This window comes from Caulobacter sp. 602-2, from assembly GCF_011043625.1.
Lineage (GTDB): Bacteria > Pseudomonadota > Alphaproteobacteria > Caulobacterales > Caulobacteraceae > Caulobacter.
The window spans coordinates 47004-65325 of record NZ_JAAKGT010000001.1 but is presented as its reverse complement, the minus strand read 5'-3'; the positions used below and the strand labels follow the sequence as shown (position 1 = coordinate 65325).

Sequence of the window (18322 nt, the reverse complement as noted above, 5' to 3'; positions counted from 1 at the left end):
GTCAGCCTCCGGACGCGTTGGGCTTGAGGTCCCCAGCCTTGACGAAGCCCTCGGCGCTTTGCGGCACGTCGAGGTAGTAGACCGTCGGGGGCGTCGTCCCCATTTCCAGCCGCCAGCGGCCGGGCCGCAGGCCCGAGGCGCCGAAGCGGCCGACGCGGTTGGTGAAGATGGTGATCGGCTCGCTCTTGCCGCCCTGGGCGACCTCGACCGCGCGACCCGACACCAGCGCGAGCGGCTGGCCGTCCGCGTCGACCAAGCGACCGATGGCGGTGATCGAGTAGTCCGACCCGACCTCCAGGCGATAGCCCGAGCGATAAGGCGGGAAGACCCGGAAGGAGCCAGAGCCGAGATCATAGCCGGCCGGCGCGTTGGGCGCGTCGACGGTGATGGTCCGCTCGGCATAGGCCGCCAGGTTGGTTTCCAGCGCCGTGCCCAGCTCGCCCGTGTTCGAGGTGTAGCCGAACGGGGTCGGGTTCACGACGACGTCGGCGCCCTTCAGGCTCTTGTGGCCCTTGACGATGGCGAAGCTGTCGTAGATCGGCCGGCCGACCGACACCGCGCCGTCGGCGAAGCCGATCGAGGTGCCGACGCGCAGCGAGGTGCGGCCGTTGTCCGGGCCGTCGAAGGCCTGGAAATGCGACAGGCCCAGCTCCGCCCGATTGGCGATGTAGTTGACGCTGCCGTTGAAGGCGGAGTCGTCGGGCGAGCGCGAAACCTCGGCGAAGGCGTTGTAGGAGCCCACGCCCTGGCCGTGGATCGTCTGGTAGGCGATCCGCGCCCGGTCCTCGCGGCCGTCGTACTCGGCCCGCAGGCTCGAATTGTTCGAGAACTGCCAGGACAGCGAGATCAGGGCCGAGGTCTCGCGGCGGCCGGGCACGTCGTCGTACATGACGTTGGCCGTGATCGCGAGGTTCGAGGTCAGGCGATAGCCCATGCCGAGCCGGTAGGCGCTGGCGTCGGGGAACTCGTCCCGACCGCTGGAATAGCGGCCGTCGAAGCTGGCGTAGATCGCGTCGCTGAAGGCGTGCGAGTAGCCGACCCCGATCTCGTAGTTGTAGCGGTTGTCGGGAACGAAGGTTCCCACCGGCCCGAACTCGCGGCTGCGGGTCTCGAACGACAGGTTCAGGGCGTCGGCGCGGCCGCCGGCGAACTGGAACAGCCGCTGGAAGCTGACGATCGCCGCATAGCCCGAGCCGTAGGTGTCGATGTGCGACAGCGCGAAGTCGACGCCGAGCGTGCCGATCTTGGTGCCGAACAGGCCTTCGGCGCCCATCATCACCGTGGTGTCGTCGGCCTGGCCGTTGACGCCCAGGGTCACCCGGTCGGTGATGCCGCGGCGATAGAAGCCGCTGACCGTCCACTCCTCGGTATAGTCGGGACCGTCGAGCAGCAGCGGCGCCTTCACGCCGGCGAACAGGCCGAACTCCGACAGTCCCGGATCCAGTTGCGAGCGGTCGAAGAAGACGTTGAACTGCAGCGTCTCGCGACGGCCGGTGTCGTCTTCGATGACCAGGCGGACGTCGTTGGCGCCCTGCGCGAACGGGAAGTCGCGCACGTTGTATCGGCCGGGATCCAGGCGGATGCGCCGGGTCAGCTGGTTGTTGAGGATCACGCTGACGTCGGAGGTCCGGGCCAGGGTGAAGCTCTCGCGACCACGCGGACGGGCGATCGTCTGGGGCTGCAGCACGCTGTAGGAGCGGTAGATCGACAGGCCCGCCATGTCGGGCGCGGACTGAAAGCCGCGACCGACGGCCTGCAGGTCGCCGGCGGTCCAGCGCAGCACGTTCTTGACGTCGTCATAGACGAAGCGCGTGCCCAGTCGCTGGAAGTCCTCGTTGCCACCGGGCTGCCAGACGGCCTCGTTCTCGAACACCACGCCGTTCAGGCGCACGGCGCTGTCGAGCAGGAAGGTCGGGTCGCCCAAGCCTTCGTCGAAGCCCTGCTCCACATAGTCGACCGAGCCGCGGATGTTGAGATAGCCGCTGAAGCCGGCCGGGGCGATGTAGGAGCCAAGGCCCATGCGGTCCATCGGCGTGACCTGCAGGCTGCGCACGACCTTCAGCTCGGGCGGGATGTTCATCCGCAGTTCGAGCGCCCGGGGATCGTAGGTCATGGTCATGCCGGCCGAGGTGACCACCTCGGGCGAGACCACGCTGCGTCCGGCCAGGGCCGTGCGCAGGACGCCGACCGCGGGAGCGTCGAGCAGCGGCGCGACCAGGCTGAGCAGGCGGTCCGACGGCATCGACAGCTGGCCGTCGGCCGAGATCGCCAGCGGCATGTCGCCGACATAGAACTCGCCGTCCTTCAGCGGAACCGTCAGGGTCACGTCGCGGCCCGTGGGGTTCAGCTGGCGGCGGGCGTCGGCCGCGGTGGCCGCGCCGGCCGAGGGCGCGCTGGTCGGCTCCTGGGTCGCCGCCAGCATGGCGTAGGGGATGGGCTCGGCCAGGGCGGCCAAGGGGGCGGCGAAGGGGACCGCGCCGGCCAGGCATCCCGCCATCAGCCAGCGGCGGTAGGCGCGCGACCTAGCGCCCTTCGTCGGACGAGAATTGGGCCTCAAGGGAGCCTCCTGCTGCCGCCGTCAAGGGCAGTTCGATGGGAACGGCGATGCGCCGCGTCTGGCCGGGGGCGATCAGGCCGAAGCCGATCGTCTGTTGGATCTCCGGACCGGGAATGGTCCGTTGGAAGACCGCCTTGCCCGCGGCGTCCTTCTCGATGATCCGCAGCTTTCCGCGGGACAGGTATCCGTGCGTGTTGGACGTGTTGGCGACGTAGACGACCGGGACGGGCTTGCCGTCGGCGTCCGCGCCGATCTCGCTCTTGGACAGGGCCAGGGCCGGCTTGCCGCCCGAAGGCGCGACGCTGGCCAGGACCTGGAAGTTGTAGAGGATCTGGATGGCCGACTGGCCCTCCGGCAGCTTCACCGGCATCTGGGCGACGGTGACGTAGTAGTGCTTGCTCTGCGCCAGGGCCGGATCGCCCACCCACTGGATCCGGAACGACTGGGTCTCGCCCGGCTGGATCACCGCCTGGGGCGGAAAGATCAGCAGGTCGTTGGTCGGCGTGTCGCTGGGGTGGGCGCCCTTCTCGTCGAAGGACAGCTCCTCGGCGCGCAGTTCGACCGGCAGCGGGTTGGCGAAGGTGTTCTGCACCGTGACGATCTGGGACATGCCCCGACCGGTCGGCTTGAGGTCGATGACGACGGGCTGGACGGTCATGGCCAGGGCGCTTCCGCCCAGGCCCGGCGCGCCCTGCGCCGCCAGCCCCGCGAGGGCCAGGAGGCCGGCGCACGCCGCCCCCAGCAAGCGCCCTCGGAAGGTTTTCGAACGAGTCATTCGGTGTCCGCTCCTCATGGATTCAGTTCGTTCAAGTCAGGGTCAGTTCTGGGCCTCGAGCTCGACGACGAGGGTTCCGGCGTAGTCGCCGGCGACCATCGGGGTCCCGCCGCCGGTGACGGCGACGACGAGGTTCATCTGCCCCGCCGCGCCGTTGGCGGTGGCCAGGTTGATCGGGGTGGTCACCGCGCTCGTCCCCGACGCGCTGGCTCCGGCCCAGTCGGCCGTCAGCTGGAAGTCGAGGCGATCGCGGAAGCCCGGGGCGGCCGCGCCGCCACCGACGCGGGACATGCCAGCGCCGTCGGTGCGCACCACCAGGCGGTGGGCCGAGTTGCAGACCACCGGAAAGGCCAGGCTGATCGAGGCGTCGCGCGGCTGGGCGGTCTGGGGATCGACGAACTGCGTGAAGCGCACCACCCCGGCCTGGCCGCCCTGGGCGGCGAAGCTGGTGTTGGCGCCGGCCGCCGCCGAGGGCGGCGACAGCACGCAGGCGCTGGGCGCCTGGCCGATCATCTGCAGTTCGCTCGAGGCCTCCTCGCCCGTGGGCAGGGTCTGGGCCGAAGCGGCGGCGGCGACGCCCAGCGTCGCGGCGGCGGCGATGAGAAGGACGGTCTTCATTGGGGTTCCACCGTCAGGCGCAGGGTGTCGCGGTAGACGCCGGACACCAGCGGGGCGTTGGTCTGGAGGTTCGTGGCGCCGGGCTGGATATCCAGGCGCAGGGTCACGTCGCCGACGACCGGCTGGTCGACCAGGTGGGCGCTGTCGCGGATGCGGCGGGCGCTGGCGTCGGCCTCGAACCGGTTGTTGACCGGTCCCCAGGCCAGGGTCGCGGTGTAGGGCACCGCGTCGCTGAAGCCGGTCGGGGCCGGGGTCAGGCCCAGCTCCGAGCGCCACAGGCCGTTGTTCTGGCTCTCCAGCACGATCTGGTGGGCGTAGTTGCACACCGCGGCGAAGTTCACCTGGGCCGAGGCGGCGCGGGTGGACAGGGTGGCCGGGTCGGTCAGTTGGTCGACCTGCAGCGTGCCGCCGGTCAGGCTGAGGAAGTTGACCACCTGGCCCGCGCCGATGGTCGGCGAGGCGATGGTGCAGACCTTGGGCACCTGCCCCCGCACGACGAAGTCGCGGGTGTTGTCGGTCTCCTGGGCCCGGGCCAGCTGGCCCATCAGCAGCAGGGTGACGGCCGAGGCCCCGGCGAGGACGGCGGCCTTGAAACGATTGGCTCTGGTCATAGCGCCCTCCCCCTCAGCTGGCCGCCGCCAGGGTGACGACGATCGCCCCCTGGTAGGTGTCGTCGGCGACCGGCCGCAGGCTGGGTCCGCCGGACGTGGCGAAGTTCGACAGGCTGATGGTGATCTGGCCCGAGCCGCCGCTGTCGCGGGTCTGGGACGCGCCGGCGTTGGCGGCCGCTCCGGTCGAGAAGCTGGCGTCCACGGGCGTCCAGCCCGAGGCCGTGGCCGTGTAGTCGACGGCGCGCGAGAAGCCCGAGGGCGGCGCGGCCAGGAAGGCCTGGGCCGTCATCTGGGTGGCGGCGATGGTCAGCTGGCTGGGCGCGCCGCATTGCGTGCCGGTCAGCACCTTGGGCGGCGCCGACAGGTCCGGCAGCAAGAGGCCCGTGGTGGTGTCGATCATCACCCCGACGTCGAACAGGTTGTCGCCGTCGCTGAGGTCGCCGATCGTGCAGATGTTGTCAGGCACCGTGGCGGTGATCTGGATCGGCCCGACGCTGTCGGACGGCCCATAGGTCTGGGCCCTCGCGGCGCCGGCCAGCGCCAGAGGCGCCAGGGCGATGAGAAGAAGGGCGCGCCGCATGGTTCAGCTCCCCGAGGCGGCCAGGCCCGCATCGGGCCCGAGCGTGATGGTGACGAGCGCCAGGTAGGCGCCCGGCTGCAGCTGGCTGTCGCTGGCCGTGGCGAAGTCGGAGACCACCAGGGTCAGGTCCGTCTCCTTCGGCGCGCTGCTGGTCGAGGGCGAGCCGACGCCCGAGGCGTTGCTGGCGCTGGTGCGGACCGTGGCCGACGTCGCGCCCCAGGCGCTGATCGTGCAGGTGTAGTCCACCGAGCCGACGAAGCCTGGCTGGGTCGTGGTTCCGGTCACCGCCAGCGGCGAGGCCGTGATGGCCAGGGCCGCGCCGGCGTAATTGCAGAAGGTGCCGGGCAGCTGGATCGACTGGTTGGCGATGCTGGCCAGCCGGCCCACGCGGGCGCCCGAGCTCTCGGAGATCTGGCCCAGCGCCAGCGAGCCGGGATTGGGCGCGCCCAGGACGCAGACCTGGGCGACCTGGGCGTCCAGGCCGACGGTTCCCTGGACGGGATCCTGGGCCCAGGCGCCGGTCGCCCCGGCCAGCGGGGCGAGAAGAGCGGTCGCCGCGAGTCCGACAAGGCAGGTTCGGTGCAGGATCATGACGACCTTTCTCCCCTCAGGTGGCCGGAGCCAAAGTCACCGCCACCGAGCCCGAATAGGACCCGGAGACGAGCCGACCGCCGGCCGGCGTGGCCGCGTCGGCGAAGCTGACGACGATGTCGCTGGCGAAGATGCCGGTGGTGCTGGCCGCGCCGCCGCCGGAGGCGAGCGTGCTGTCGGAAGCCGACACCGAGCCGCCGGCGGGCGAAGCCGTGGCGGTGGCCGTGTAGTCGATCCGACGCTCGAACCCGGTCGGGGCCGTGCTGGTGAAGCTGGTGTTGAAGATCGGCTGGGCCTCGACGGCCATGGTCGCCGAAACTCCGTTGCACCAACCGTTCAGCGTGGCGCTCCGGCTGGTCAGCTTGACGCCGTCGAGCCGGCCGATGGCCGAGACGTCGCCGGTCTGCAGCGACAGTTCGCCCAGATCCAGGACCACGTTGTCGGTCACGAACAGGCAGCGGTTGGAAACCGTGCCGTTGACCTGCACCGTGCCGGTCACGCTCTGGGCCTGGGCCTGCCCCGAGGCGGCGGCGAGCGCGAGGCTCGCCGCGGCGACGGTCAGGAGAAGGCTGCTACGCATGGCGCTTCCTCCCTTCCCGGCCCGATCACGAGGGCTCGATGGTGATCGAGATCGTGCTTTGGTAGTTGCCGGCCATCAGCAGCGCGCCCGAGGCGGTGTTCAGCGCGTAGGCCTTGACCGTCAGGTTGCCGGCGCTGTTGGCCAGGCTGCTCGACAGGCTCTGCACGGTGGCGGCCGGCAGGGCCGCGGCGGTCACGTAGCTGACCGTCTGGGTCGTGCTGTTGGACAGCGCGGCGTCCAGCGCGGCGGTGTAGTCGATGTTGCCGGTGTAGCCGGTCGGGGCGGTGGCGCTGGGGGTCAGCGACAGGCGGGTCGAGCTCAGCGTCACCTTGGGGGCGGCGGTGTTGCAGTTCACTCGGAACTGGGTGGAGCCGCCGGGGCTGGCGTTGGTCGAGCCCGACAGGGTGGTCGACAGGGTGCCGTCGGCCTGCGACAGCTCGCCCAGCGGGATCGAGCCCGAGAAGGTGCCGCCGCTGCCGCCGGTGATGACCACGCACTTGGCCGCGACGCTGCCGGTGACGTTGACCGTGCCGGTGACCGTCTGGGCCATGGCGGCCGGGGCGACGGCCAGGGCCAGCAGGGCGGCGGCGCCGAGAAGGATCGTCTTCTTCATCTCTTCACTCCCAAAGTCTTGCGTCGGACGGGCCGACTTCTGTTTGTTCCGGGGTCTTGCACCCCCTCCCCCTTCAAAGGACGCCGGATCCGCCGGGGGAGCGGGCCCGGAAGGCGGGTCACGGCGAGACGCTGAGCGTCACCGTGAGCGAGTCCGAATAGGTGTTGGCGGCCGCGAGGATCTGGGCGCCGGCGTAGGCAGCGCGATGAACCCGCAGGTACGAGCCGGAGACGTCGTAGGAAGAGCCGTTCAGGCGCAGCCCCTGGCTGGCGCTGGCCGGCCCCTTGAAGCCGCAGGTCGCGCCCGAGGTGCTCTTCAGGTCGCCGGTGTCGCAGGTGGCGTTGACCGTGCCGACCCCGACGTCGCCGACCAGGTTCAGGTCGACCAGATAGGGCGCCAGGTTGGTGTAGCCGGTCGCCGGGGTGACGCTGGAGGCCAGCAGGCCGCCGTTGCTCGACACCACCGCGGCCCGGAACGGCACCGTGCATTGCAGAGTAAAGGGGAAGTCCGCCGTGAAGGCGTTGTTGACCTCGCCAACATCCGTCGAGCCGCTGGGCGCCATGCCCGGCGCGAAGCCGCAACGTCCGCCCACGGAAGCCGTCACCGGAATGGACAGGACGATGTTCGGGGGCGAACCGCCAGCATAGGCCGTAACCTGCGCCCGGCTTTCGGTCACGCTGGCCGCGAGGATCACTCCCGCCAGCAAGCTCCCGCCAAGTATCCAGTCCCTATAGGACGGCTTGCGCTGGGTGCGCACGGCGCGAGGAAGCGTCAGTTGCTTGCCAGCCATGTCCCAGACCCCGTTTCTCTTAACAAGTTCTTAATGAACGATTGCAGAGAACCGGGGGCCTGAAATCCCCCACCTTGGGTAGCTAGTACAGTTTCACCCGACAGGAGAATTTGAATAAAATACGGACGTGTAGAGCGCGCTTAGTAATACAAATGTATATAGCGAACTCTCAGTGATAAGCATTCTCAAAAATCGTGCGACAAACCGACGCTATGCAACACCTAGTAATCCCAGGTTGTGGATAACTTATCCCTAGTTGGTTTTAACTGCACAACAAAGTCGGCCCGGCCAAAGCAGCCGGGTCCAGCGCCGGCCAAAGGCTGGCGAGGGAGGGAAGGATGGACGGCTCTCATGCCGCGGCGGCGGTTTTCGACACAAGCGCGGTGCGCTTCTGTCTCGACGAAGACGCGATCGCCCGTATCGTCATCGACCAGACAGCCACGGTGCTGTGGCGCTCGCGCGCGGCCGCCGCGCTGCTTTCAGGACATAGCCCGCTGGTCGATCGCGGCGGCAAGATCGGTGGCGTCGACCGCCGCACGCATCACTTCCTGATGGAACGGATGGCCGAGGCCCTGGCCGGCCACGAGGTCTGCCAGTTCATCGAGAGCGACGACGACGACCGGCGCTTCCTGCTGCGCATGCGCGCCGTGCAGGACGGCGACCAGCTGGCGCTGGTGATCGTGCTGAAGGACTTCGACGCGCCGGCCAACCTGCCCCGCCTGGGCGCCCTGTTCGGCCTGAGCATCATGGAGGCCAGGATCCTGGCCGAGATCATCGCCGGCCACAGCGCAGACCGGATCGCCGAGCTGAAGGGCGTCTCGATCCTGACGGTTCGTACGCACATCAAGCACATTCACGGCAAGATGGGCGTGCGCTCGAAGGAAGAGATCCTGGCCACGGTGATCAAGATTTTCGCCTGACGGCTCAACCCGTCGCCGCGCCGCGCACCGCCCAGGCCAGCAGTCGCTCGCCGAGCGTCTTCGGATGCGCCAGCCCCAGGCGGTGAAGGCCGGCGTCGTCCCCGGACGACCTCAGCCCTTTCCACATATGGCCGAGCAACGCGAGCGGATCGGCCTGGGCCGCCTTCAGGCGTCCGAGCGCCGGCAGCAGCGACTGCTCCACCGCATCGAAATCCGAGCCGAACGGCAGCAGCGGCGCCAGGCCCGTGGCCTTGACCGGCGCCAGCGCCTCGGCGATCCGGTCCGGCGTATTGCGACGGAAAGGCTCGGGGATCGCATAGCCGGCTTCCAGCTTGCCCGCGCTCTTGGCCGCATCGAGCAGCGCCGGCTGGAAGCGGGAATCCGTGATGTTCAGCATGCGGACGACGGCGTCGCGGTCGGTGCGCCCCCGCAGGTCGGCGACCCCATACTCCGTGATCACCACGTCCTTGAGGTGTCGCGGGATCGTGCCGTGGGCGTAGGACCACAGGATGTTGGACGCGGCTTTCCGACCACCGCCCCGCACGGCCGGCAAGGTGATGATCGAGCGCGCGCCCTCCAGCGCAAAGGCCTGCGCGACGAAGTTGTATTGCCCGCCCACCCCGCTGACCACGCGGCCGTCGTCGAGCCCGTCGGAGATCACCGCGCCCAGTAGGGTCGCCATCATGGCGGTGTTGACGAAGCGGGCGTCGACCCGGGCCGCCCGCCGGGCCGCCTCGTCGCCATAGATCTCGTTGATGCCCGAGATGGCCTGCATCTGGAACCTGGCCCGCTCGTCCTCGGGCATCTCGCGCAGGGCCTGGTAGAAGGCGCGCGGCCCAAGGAAGAAGCCGCCGTGCAGCACCGCGCCGTCAACCTCGCGCTTGAGCACGCCGGCCCGCCGCAGGTCGAGCAGGCAGTCGACGAACATCTCGGTGGCCGCATAGAGGCCGGTCTCGAAGCGCCCTCCGCAGGGCGGCGACGCCCCCGTCGGCGACAGGCGCTGAACCGCCTGCGCGAAGACCTCGGGCTCGCGGTGGCGGACGATCAGCCCCTGGGCCACCGCATCGCTGATCGCGCCGATGCCCATCTGGATCGTTCCACCATCGGGAACCAGCGAGGCGGCGTGGAAGCCGATCGCGTAGGAGGCGTCGGGGATCGGCTCCTTGGGCGGGGCGAACAGCGGAAATTGCACGTCGGCCCCGTCGAGCAGATGGCTGAACATCTCGGCGGGCAGGTCGCCGTCGCCGGGCATGAACGGCAGCTCGTCATTGACCTGGCCGACCAGCAGGAAATCCGCCGCCCCCGCCTTGCGGGCCGCCAGCAGGTCGAGCGTGATGTCGGTGTTGCACGACAGGCTGTAGCGGTCTCCCCTGCCCGCCACCAGCTGGGCGACGACGTTGACGCCCCGCTCGCGCAGGTAGCCCGCCGCGTGGGTGTAGTTGGCCGAGATGTAGCTGCGCTGGGCGCAAGGCACGTTCAGGCGCGTGCCGGCCTGGAAGAAGAACTCGTCGACCTCGATATTTGGCGGCAGGGCGTCGCGCCGCTGCAGGTCGGCGTAGGCCAGCGACGGATAGCCCCCGAGCGTGCGCTCGATGATCGGCCCGAGGAACCGCTTCTCCAGATCCGACTTCGGGCGCGGCGCCTCCAGGGTCAGGGCCGTGAAGACATGCAGGTGCAGCGACGGGTCGGCCAGCGCCCTGGCCACCAGGGCGTTGACCACGTGGTTGGCCTTGCCCAGGCCCAGCGGCAGGCCCAGAACGATACGGCGGCCGAGGCGCGCGATGATCGCGTCGGCCAGCGCGTCGGGGTCGGTGAAGCGCGGCGTCATGCTGCGAGCTTGGACCATCCGGTCATCGGATTGAAGCGCTCAAGCTCGCGCCGCGGATCACTGGCGGGCTTCGAAACTGCGCGCCTCGCCCTGGCCTGGCCGGTCGGGGATCTCGCCGTCGCCCTGCGCGCCCGCGCTCCTGTCGCTGACCGCCCCCGAGCGAGCCTGAGCCCGCGCCTGGGTCGCCAGGCCGTCATGGGCGAAGTCGTCGACGGCGATCACCTCGGCGACGGCCTTGTCGGCGGCCTGCAGTTCGGCGATCTCGGCGACGGAGACCAGGCCCTGTTCGGCGGCGACCTTCCAGTCGCGGATCTTCTGGGCCTTCAGGCGATCATGGATGGGCTGGGTCGCCACCACGCGCTCGAAGGCGTCGATCAGCTGGCCGACCGCCTGGTCCTTGCCGCCGACATAGACGTTCTCGACCAGGCGGTCGCGGGTCTTGGACGGATGCAGCAGCAGTTCGGCGCAAACCTGCGTCGTGCGATCCGACGGGCCGCGGCGATGCACGCCGAACGGCAGGATCGCCGCCCGCAGCAGCCACGCCGCCGGACGGTTGGGCAGGTTGGCGAACACCTCGTCGAAGCGCTGCTCGATGGTCGCAAAGGCCGTGTCGGCGCACCATTGCAGCAGCGGGAAATCGGCCTCCTGGCGGCCCTCGTCCTCCCAGCGCTTCAGCGCACCCGACAGGAAGTAGAGCTCCGACAGAATGTCGCCCAGGCGCGCCGACAGCATCTCCTTGCGCTTGAGGTCGCCGCCGAGCGTCAGCAACGCGATGTCCGAGGCCAGGGCGAAGCCGGCGCTGTAGCGGCCGGCCTGGCGATAGAAGCGCCTTGCACGGCCAGCGTCGGGCGCCGGCGACAGCGCGCCGTTCGTCCAGCTGCGGGCGAAGGTGCGGATGCCGTTGCGCAGGGCGTGGGCCACGTGGCTCCAGAACGCCTCGTCGAAGTCCGCCAGCCCCTTCTCGGGATCGGCGTCGCCCAGGGCCAGGATCTCACGGAGCATGTAGGGGTGCGCGCGGATCGCGCCCTGGCCGAAGACCATCAGGCTGCGGGTCAGGATATTGGCGCCCTCGACGGTGATGCCGACCGGGATCGCCCGGTACTGCGCGCCCATGTAGTTGCGCGGCCCCTCGATGATCGCCTTGCCGCCGTGGACGTCCATGGCGTCGTTGACCACTACCCGCATGCGCTCGGTGGCGCCGGACTTCAGGAGGGCCGAGATCACCGACGGATGCCTGCCCATGTCGAGACCCGCGCAGGTCAGGCGGCGCGTGCCGTCGACGAGATAGGCGTTGCCGGCGATGCGGGCCAGACGCTCCTGCACGCCCTCGAACTTGCCGATCGAGATACCGAACTGCTGGCGCACCCGAGAATAGCTGCCCGTCGTCAGGGCGCTGAAGGCGGCCGCCGCGCCCGACAGGGCCGGCAGCGAGATGCCACGTCCAGCCGCCAGGGCCGTCATCAGCATCTTCCACCCCTGCCCCACGCGCTCGGCGCCGCCGATGACCAGATCCATGGGGATGAAGACGTCCTTGCCCCAGTTGGGACCGTTCTGGAACGTCTGGAAGGCCGGCAGGTGACGCCGCCCGATCTCGACGCCCGGCGTGGTGGTCGGCACCAGGGCGCAGGTGATGCCGATGTCTTCTTCATCGCCCAGCAGGCGGTCGGGATCGCGCAGCTTGAAGGCCAGGCCCAGCACCGTGCAGACGGGACCCAGCGTGATGTAGCGCTTGTGCCAGTTCAGGCGGATGCCCAGGACTTCCCGCCCTTCCCAGGTTCCGCGGCAGACCACACCCTCGTCGACCATGGCCGAGGCGTCCGAACCGGCCTCGGGGCTGGTCAGGCCGAAGGCGGGGATTTCGCGCCCGTCGGCCAGGCGGGGCAGCCAGTGGTCCTGCTGAGCCTTGGTTCCGAACCGCATGATCAGCTCGCCCGGGCCCAGCGAGTTGGGCACCATCGTCGTCACCGCCGCCGACACCGAGCGGGTGGCGATGCGGCGCACGACCTCGGCATGGCCATAGGCCGAGAAGCCCAGGCCGCCGTATTGCTTGGGAATGATCATCCCGAAGAACTTGTTCTGCTTCAGGAAGGTCCAGACCTCGGGCGGCAGGTCGCGGGTCTCCCAGGTCATGGTCCATTCGTCGACCATGGCGCACAGCTTTTCGACCGGGCCGTCCATGAAGGCTTGCTCGTCGGGACGCAGCTGGGGCATGGGGAACGACAAGAGCTCGTTCCAGTCGGGATCGCCGGTGAACAGCGCCGCATCCCACCAGACGTCGCCGGCGTCGATGGCGTCGCGCTCGGTCTGGGACAGGGCCGGCAGAACGCCCTGGGCCCATTGGAAGATCGGCCGGGTGAGGAGATCCCGGCGCAGGGAGGAGATGGTCATGACGAGACGCCCGCCTTGTTTACTGGTCGAGCGTCAAACGCGCCGGGGCTCGCATGGCTCCAGCTTTTCGGGGTCGTGAACGTCAGCAGGCCGACGCAAGCGACGGCGCTCCGGGGGGATGGAGCGCCGCCGCCGCGCCGGTGTCAGCCGATCAGTTCATAGGCCGGAAGGGTCAGGAACTCTTCCAGCGTGTCGGACAGCACCATGCGGGTGAAGAGGTGCGCGGCCTCCTCCAGGCGCGGCGAGCCGAACTCGCGGCGCAGGTCGGCCATCTCCTGGGTGAACAGGCTGACGAACAGTTCGGCGCTCAGCACCCGGCCGTCGTCGAGCTCGGCGCCCAGGCGCACCCACTGCCACAGCTGGGTGCGGCAGATCTCGGCCGTCGCGGCGTCTTCCATCAGGTTGTAGAGCGGCACCGCGCCGCGGCCCTCGAGCCAGGCCTGGGTGTAGCGCACGCCGACGCGGACGGCCTCGCGGGCCCCGGCCTCGGTGCGGGCGCCGTCGTGCAACTCCAGCATCTGGGCTTGCGTGATCTCCAGGCCTTCCAGCGTCTTATCCAGCTGGTTGGGCGCGGGCATCAGGCGATCGAAGACCTCCATGGCCACCGGCACCAGGTCGGGGTGCGCGACCCAGGTGCCGTCGTGGCCGGCGCCGGCCTCGCGCTCCTTGTCGGCCCGGACCTTGGCGAAGGCGGCCTGGTTGGCGGCCTCGTCGCCCTTGACCGGGATCTGGGCGGCCATGCCGCCCATGGCGAAGGCGCCGCGGCGGTGGCAGGTCTGGATCAGCTTCAGCGAATAGGCGCCGAGGAAGGCCTTGCCCATCACCATGGCCGAGCGGTCAGGCGTCAGGAACGCCGGCGTGCGGCCCAGGCGCTTGATGAACGAGAAGATGTAGTCCCAGCGGCCGCAGTTGAGGCCGACGATGTGGTCCTTCAGCTCGAACAGGATCTCGTCCATCTCGAACGCGGCCGGGATCGTCTCGATCAGCACCGTGGCCTTGAACGTGCCGACGGGCAGGCCCAGGGCCTCCTGCGCGCGGATGAAGACCTCGTTCCAGAGGCGCGCCTCCAGGTGGCTCTCCAGCTTGGGCAGGTAGAAGTACGGGCCCGAGCCCTGCGCCAGGGCGGCGCGGGCGTTGTGGAAGACATAGAGGCCGAAGTCGAACAGCGCGCCGGCGACAGGCGCGCCGTCGACTTCGAGGTGGCGTTCGGGAAGGTGCCAGCCGCGCGGGCGGACCTTCAGGACGGCCGGGTTGGCTCCCAACGCGTAAGTCTTTCCGGACTTCGGATCGACGTGGTCCAAGACGCCGTTCCAGCGGTCCTTCAGGTTGACCTGGCCTTCGACGACATTGGCCCAGGTGGGAGCCGTGGCGTCCTCGAAGTCGGCCATGAACACCTTCGCCCCGCAGTTTAGGGCGTTGATGATCATCTTGCGGTCGACCGGGCCGGTGATCTCGACGCGGCGGTCGGTGAGGTCGGCCGGAATGGCGGCCACGCGCCAGTCGGCGGCGCGAACGTGCGAGGTCTCGGCCAGGAAGTCGGGCAGTGCGCCGGCGTCGAAGCGGGCCTGGCGCGCCTGGCGGGCGGCCAGCAGCTCGCGGCGGCGGCCGTCGAAGCGGCGGTGCAGGTCGGCCACGAAGGCCACGGCCTCGGGGGTGAGGATCTCTACCGCCCGGCCCCCGATAGGGCCGAGGATCTGGACGTTGGCGGCGATGTCGAGAGGCATGGCGTGTTCCGTGGTGTTGGGACGCGGACTTGGAAGAGATTTATCGGATGCCTTCTGCGCACCCAAGTCGAAGCCGGAGCCCAGGGACCGCCGTACTGCGCCGGCCACCGCGAAGAAGCCTCGACGCCGCACGGCGGTCCCTGGGTCCCGAACGGGCGCCAGGCGCCCTCCGGGATGACGATTGCAGTGTGGCGGGCGAGAGGAGGAAGCAGGCGCCTCCCCTCACCCGCAGGCGCCGAGCGTCTTTAGGCGCTCTTGGGCGCTTCGGTGGCGCGGATGGTCGGGACGATCTGGTCGCCCCAGTTGCCCGAGCCGTCGTGGTGGCGCGAGGTGCGCACCAGCTCGACCGAGTAGCCGGCCTCGATGGCGCGGCGGACGGCTTCGTTGAGGCGGTGCGAGGCCTCGGCGAGGCGGTCCACGGCGCGATCCTGGGCCGACGAGTCCGGCATCGCGGCCGGAGCGAATTGCGTGACGTTGGTCATGGCGTTCTCTCCTGTAGGTTTTCGCCAGTGGGGGTGAAGTGGGGGTTATCGGTTTCGGACGCCGAGCTATTCGGCGGCGAATTGGTTCATGGTGTTGGCGTGACCGCCGGCCTTCAGGGCCCGCTCGCCGCCGACCATCTCCTTGAAGGTGTCGCCAAGGTCGGAACCGACCTCGTGCTGGTGCTTCACGGCCGAGACCCCGCGACGGATCTCCTCGCGCTGCACCGAGTTGACGTAGGCCTGCATCCGCTGGTCGCCGAAGTAGCCGCGCGACAGCTCGTCGACGCTCTTGGCGGTCAGGTGGAAGGTCGGCAGGGTGATCAGGTTGTGGAACACCCCGGCGCGGGCCGAGATGTCGACCTGGAAGCGGGCCAGGCGATCGTCGGCTTCGCGGCCCAGATCGGTGGCGTCGTACTCCGCCGACATCAGCACGTTGCCGTCGGGATAGGAGTCCTCGTGGATCTTGCCCTCGGCGATCCACTGGGCGCGCACCTGCTTGCGCAGGTTCAGGGTCCAGTTGAACGACGGCGAGTTGTTGTAGGTCAGCTTGGCGTTCGGCACGGCCTTGCGGACCTCGGCCACCATCGAGGCGATCTCGTCGACGTTGGGCGTGTCGGTCTCGATCCACAGCAGGTCGGCGCCGCCTTGCGTCAGGTTGGCGATGCAGTCCTCGATGACCCGGGCGCGGCCGGTGCCGTCCTGAAAGGCGAACAGGCCGTTGGCCATGCGCACGGGCTTGACGAAGGCGCCGTCCTTCATGATCGCGATCTCGCCGTCGCGCAGCGGGTTCTCGGCCGTGATGGCCTCGGTCTTCAGCCACTTGATGTACTCGGCCGCCAGATCGCCCGCGCCCTGGCTGACCGGAACCTTCTGGGTCAGGCCCGCGCCCAGGCTGTCGGTGCGGGCGACGATGACGCCCTCGTCGACGCCCAGTTCCTCGAAGGCCAGGCGGCAGGCGCGCAGCTTCTCGATGAAGTCTTCGCGCGGCACGGTGACCTTGCCGTCCTGGTGGCCGCACTGCTTGGCGTCGCTGACCTGGTTCTCGATCTGCAGGCAGCAGGCGCCGGCCTTGATCATCTCCTTGGCCAGCAGGTAGGTCGCGTGCTCGTTGCCGAAGCCGGCGTCGATGTCGGCGATGATCGGAACGACGTGGGTCTCGAAGGTGTCGATGGCCTTGATCGCGGCCTGCTCGGCGACTTGGTCGCCGGCGTCGCGGGCGGTCTTCAGGGCCTTGAAGAGGTCGTTGATCGCCACTTCGTCGGCCTGGCGCAGCGAGACGTAGATCTCTTCGATCAGGTCGACGACCGAGGTCTTCTCGTGCATCGACTGGTCCGGCAGGTGGCCGAAGCGGTTGCGAAGGCCCGCGACCATCCAGCCCGACAGATAGACGTAGGCGCCCTTGGTCGTGCCCCGCAGGCGCTTGACCGACTTGATCATCTGCTGGGCGTGGAAGCCCGACCAGCAACCCAGCGACTGGGTGAACTGGCTGGCGTCGGCGTCATAGGCGGCCATGTCGGCGCGCATGACGACAGCCATCTCGCGAGCGATGTCGAGGTGGGTGTTGAAGGTGTTCTGCAGCTTCAGCTGGATGATGTCGTCGATGGCGACGCCGCCGGGCGTCACGCCTTGCGGATAGCGGGCGGTAAGGTCCTGGCGGTGCTCGGCGTAGGTCTTGCGCATGGTCGTCATTCTTCCCCATCGGGGCCCGCTTGTTGGGAGGCGGGCTGTAAGCTGTGACAGGGAGCTAACGCCGATGCGGCAAGGCGGTCGAACCTATTGAAGACGATTTGTCACAAATCGACTTTGTGTATTTTGTAAATTCGTGACAACGTGACAAACATGGTCACGACCGACAAAAAGCTGTTCCTGGGCGGCCGCCTCAAGCGCCTCCGCCGCGACCTGGGCGTCACCCAGAGCCGCATGGCCGACGAGCTGGGCGTCTCGCCCAGCTACCTGAACCTGCTCGAGCGCAACCAGCGGCCGGTGACCGCCCAGATGCTGCTGCGCCTGGCCGAGGCCTATGACCTCGATTTGCGCACCCTGTCGGCCGACGACCCGGGCGGCGGCGCGGGGCTGGAGGAGGTCCTGGCCGACAAGATGTTCGCCGACCTGGGCTTGGGCCGGCATGAGGTGGCGGAAGTGGCCGAGCTGTCGCCGGGCCTGGCCGAGGCCATGGCCCGCCTCTATCGCGCCTATCTGGATCGCGGCCGCATGATCGACATGGGCGCCTTCGAGCGTCCGGACGGCCTACCCTCCTCGTCGTCGCAGTCGCCGACCGACTGGGTGCGCGACCTGGTGGGCTCGCAGCGCAATCACTTCGCCGAACTGGAGACGGCGGCCGAGGCCATCGTCGCGCAACTCGACGCCGACCTGCAGGACCTGGGCCCGGCCGTGCGCGAACGCCTGGTCGCCCGCCACGGCATCCAGACGCGGGTCATGCCGGCCGAGGTCATGGCCGGCTCGCTGCGCCGCTACGACCACCACCGCAAGCGGCTGATGGTGTCGGAGACCCTGGCCCCGGCCAGCCGCATCTTCGCCATGTGCTACCAGCTGGGCCTGATGGAGGCGCCCGAGGCGCTGACCCGCCTGGCCGACCGCTTCGCAGCCCCCGACCGCGCCACGCGCCAGCTCTTGAAGGTGTTCCTCGACAACTACCTCGCCGCGGCGATCATGATGCCCTACGAGCCGTTCCATGCGGCCATGGAGGCCAGCGGCTATGACATCGAGCGGGTGCGGCCGCGCTTCGGCGTCAGCTACGAGCAGGCCGCCCAGCGCCTGACGACGCTGAGCCGCCCCGGCGCGCGCGGGATCCCGTTCTTCATGATGCGGCTGGACGCGGCGGGGAACATCTCCAAGCGCTTCGCCGCCGGCCCCTTCCCGTTCTCGCGCTTCGGCGGGGCCTGCCCACGCTGGAACGTCCACGACAGCTTCAAGACCCCCGGCCGCATCGTCACCCAGGTGATCGAGACGCCGGACGGCGAACGCTATTTCACCCTGTCGCGCACCGTGCGGCGGACCTCGGGCCTGCAGGCGGGGCTGGAGGACGAACTGGTCATCGGCCTGGGCTGCGAGCTGAAGTTCGCCGGCAAGCTGGCCGCCTCGCGCGGGCTCGACATCGCCTCGCCGCTGGCGGTCGAGATCGGGCCGTCGTGCCGGATCTGCGAGCGCCCGGCCTGCCCCCAGCGCGCCGCCGCCCCGATCAACCGCACCCTGCTGGTCGAAGAGGCCAGCAAGTCGGTGACCCCCTTCCCGTTCGCACGCTGAG

At 69.4% G+C, this 18322-nt stretch carries 16 protein-coding genes; 2 read left to right on the top strand and 14 right to left on the bottom strand.

Features of this window, described 5'->3' with window-relative positions; translation table 11 throughout:
- Position 1: 1 nt before the first annotated feature.
- From G5B46_RS00240 to G5B46_RS00200, 9 genes are all read right to left on the bottom strand, one after another.
- The gene (locus tag G5B46_RS00240; protein ID WP_165255088.1) at positions 2–2557 is read right to left on the bottom strand and encodes a fimbrial biogenesis outer membrane usher protein; all 2556 of its coding nucleotides are present in this window, start codon (positions 2555–2557) and stop codon (positions 2–4) included.
- Positions 2523–3332, bottom strand: a complete 810-nt coding sequence (locus G5B46_RS00235) for a fimbria/pilus periplasmic chaperone (RefSeq protein ID WP_165255086.1) — start codon at positions 3330–3332, stop codon at positions 2523–2525. Before G5B46_RS00235 ends, G5B46_RS00240 begins: the two co-directional genes overlap by 35 nt.
- A gap of 42 nt (positions 3333–3374) precedes the next feature.
- On the bottom strand, positions 3375–3950 hold the full coding sequence (locus G5B46_RS00230) for a hypothetical protein (RefSeq protein ID WP_165255085.1): 576 nt from the start codon (positions 3948–3950) through the stop codon (positions 3375–3377).
- Positions 3947–4561 carry a hypothetical protein gene (locus G5B46_RS00225; RefSeq protein ID WP_165255083.1) on the bottom strand — a complete coding sequence of 205 codons (615 nt, stop codon included), beginning with the start codon at positions 4559–4561 and terminating at the stop codon, positions 3947–3949. The genes G5B46_RS00230 and G5B46_RS00225 overlap by 4 nt, the downstream gene beginning before the upstream one ends.
- Before the next feature lie 13 nt (positions 4562–4574).
- Complete coding sequence (locus tag G5B46_RS00220) at positions 4575–5141, bottom strand: hypothetical protein (RefSeq protein WP_165255082.1); 567 nt, start codon at positions 5139–5141, stop codon at positions 4575–4577.
- 3 nt (positions 5142–5144) lie between these two features.
- Positions 5145–5732 (bottom strand): hypothetical protein, encoded by a 588-nt coding sequence (locus tag G5B46_RS00215; protein WP_165255080.1) that lies wholly within the window; start codon positions 5730–5732, stop codon positions 5145–5147.
- A gap of 16 nt (positions 5733–5748) precedes the next feature.
- The gene (locus G5B46_RS00210; protein ID WP_165255079.1) at positions 5749–6312 is read right to left on the bottom strand and encodes a hypothetical protein; all 564 of its coding nucleotides are present in this window, start codon (positions 6310–6312) and stop codon (positions 5749–5751) included.
- Between the two features lie 25 nt (positions 6313–6337).
- On the bottom strand, positions 6338–6925 hold the full coding sequence (locus tag G5B46_RS00205) for a hypothetical protein (protein ID WP_165255077.1): 588 nt from the start codon (positions 6923–6925) through the stop codon (positions 6338–6340).
- A 118-nt stretch (positions 6926–7043) separates the two neighbouring features.
- Positions 7044–7715 carry a hypothetical protein gene (locus G5B46_RS00200; protein WP_165255076.1) on the bottom strand — a complete coding sequence of 224 codons (672 nt, stop codon included), beginning with the start codon at positions 7713–7715 and terminating at the stop codon, positions 7044–7046.
- Between the two features lie 338 nt (positions 7716–8053).
- Between G5B46_RS00200 and G5B46_RS00195 the strand changes: the two genes are divergently transcribed.
- Positions 8054–8635: a helix-turn-helix transcriptional regulator gene (locus G5B46_RS00195; RefSeq protein WP_165255074.1), complete on the top strand. Its 582-nt coding sequence runs from the start codon at positions 8054–8056 to the stop codon at positions 8633–8635.
- A 4-nt stretch (positions 8636–8639) separates the two neighbouring features.
- Here G5B46_RS00195 and G5B46_RS00190 read toward each other — a convergent pair whose 3' ends face one another.
- From G5B46_RS00190 to G5B46_RS00170, 5 genes are all read right to left on the bottom strand, one after another.
- On the bottom strand, positions 8640–10481 hold the full coding sequence (locus G5B46_RS00190; protein WP_205691416.1) for an acetyl-CoA hydrolase/transferase C-terminal domain-containing protein: 1842 nt from the start codon (positions 10479–10481) through the stop codon (positions 8640–8642).
- Positions 10482–10520: 39 nt separating this feature from the next.
- Positions 10521–12851 carry an acyl-CoA dehydrogenase gene (locus G5B46_RS00185; protein WP_165255073.1) on the bottom strand — a complete coding sequence of 777 codons (2331 nt, stop codon included), beginning with the start codon at positions 12849–12851 and terminating at the stop codon, positions 10521–10523.
- A 143-nt stretch (positions 12852–12994) separates the two neighbouring features.
- On the bottom strand, positions 12995–14575 hold the full coding sequence (gene aceB, locus G5B46_RS00180) for a malate synthase A (protein ID WP_165255071.1): 1581 nt from the start codon (positions 14573–14575) through the stop codon (positions 12995–12997).
- Positions 14576–14820: 245 nt separating this feature from the next.
- Positions 14821–15024: a hypothetical protein gene (locus tag G5B46_RS00175; protein WP_165256446.1), complete on the bottom strand. Its 204-nt coding sequence runs from the start codon at positions 15022–15024 to the stop codon at positions 14821–14823.
- Between the two features lie 99 nt (positions 15025–15123).
- Positions 15124–16746 (bottom strand): isocitrate lyase, encoded by a 1623-nt coding sequence (locus G5B46_RS00170; protein WP_165255070.1) that lies wholly within the window; start codon positions 16744–16746, stop codon positions 15124–15126.
- A 150-nt stretch (positions 16747–16896) separates the two neighbouring features.
- Here G5B46_RS00170 and G5B46_RS00165 point away from each other — a divergent pair, with 150 nt between their 5' ends.
- Positions 16897–18321, top strand: coding sequence for an XRE family transcriptional regulator (locus tag G5B46_RS00165; protein WP_165255068.1), 1425 nt, complete (start codon positions 16897–16899; stop codon positions 18319–18321).
- Position 18322: the final 1 nt, after the last annotated feature.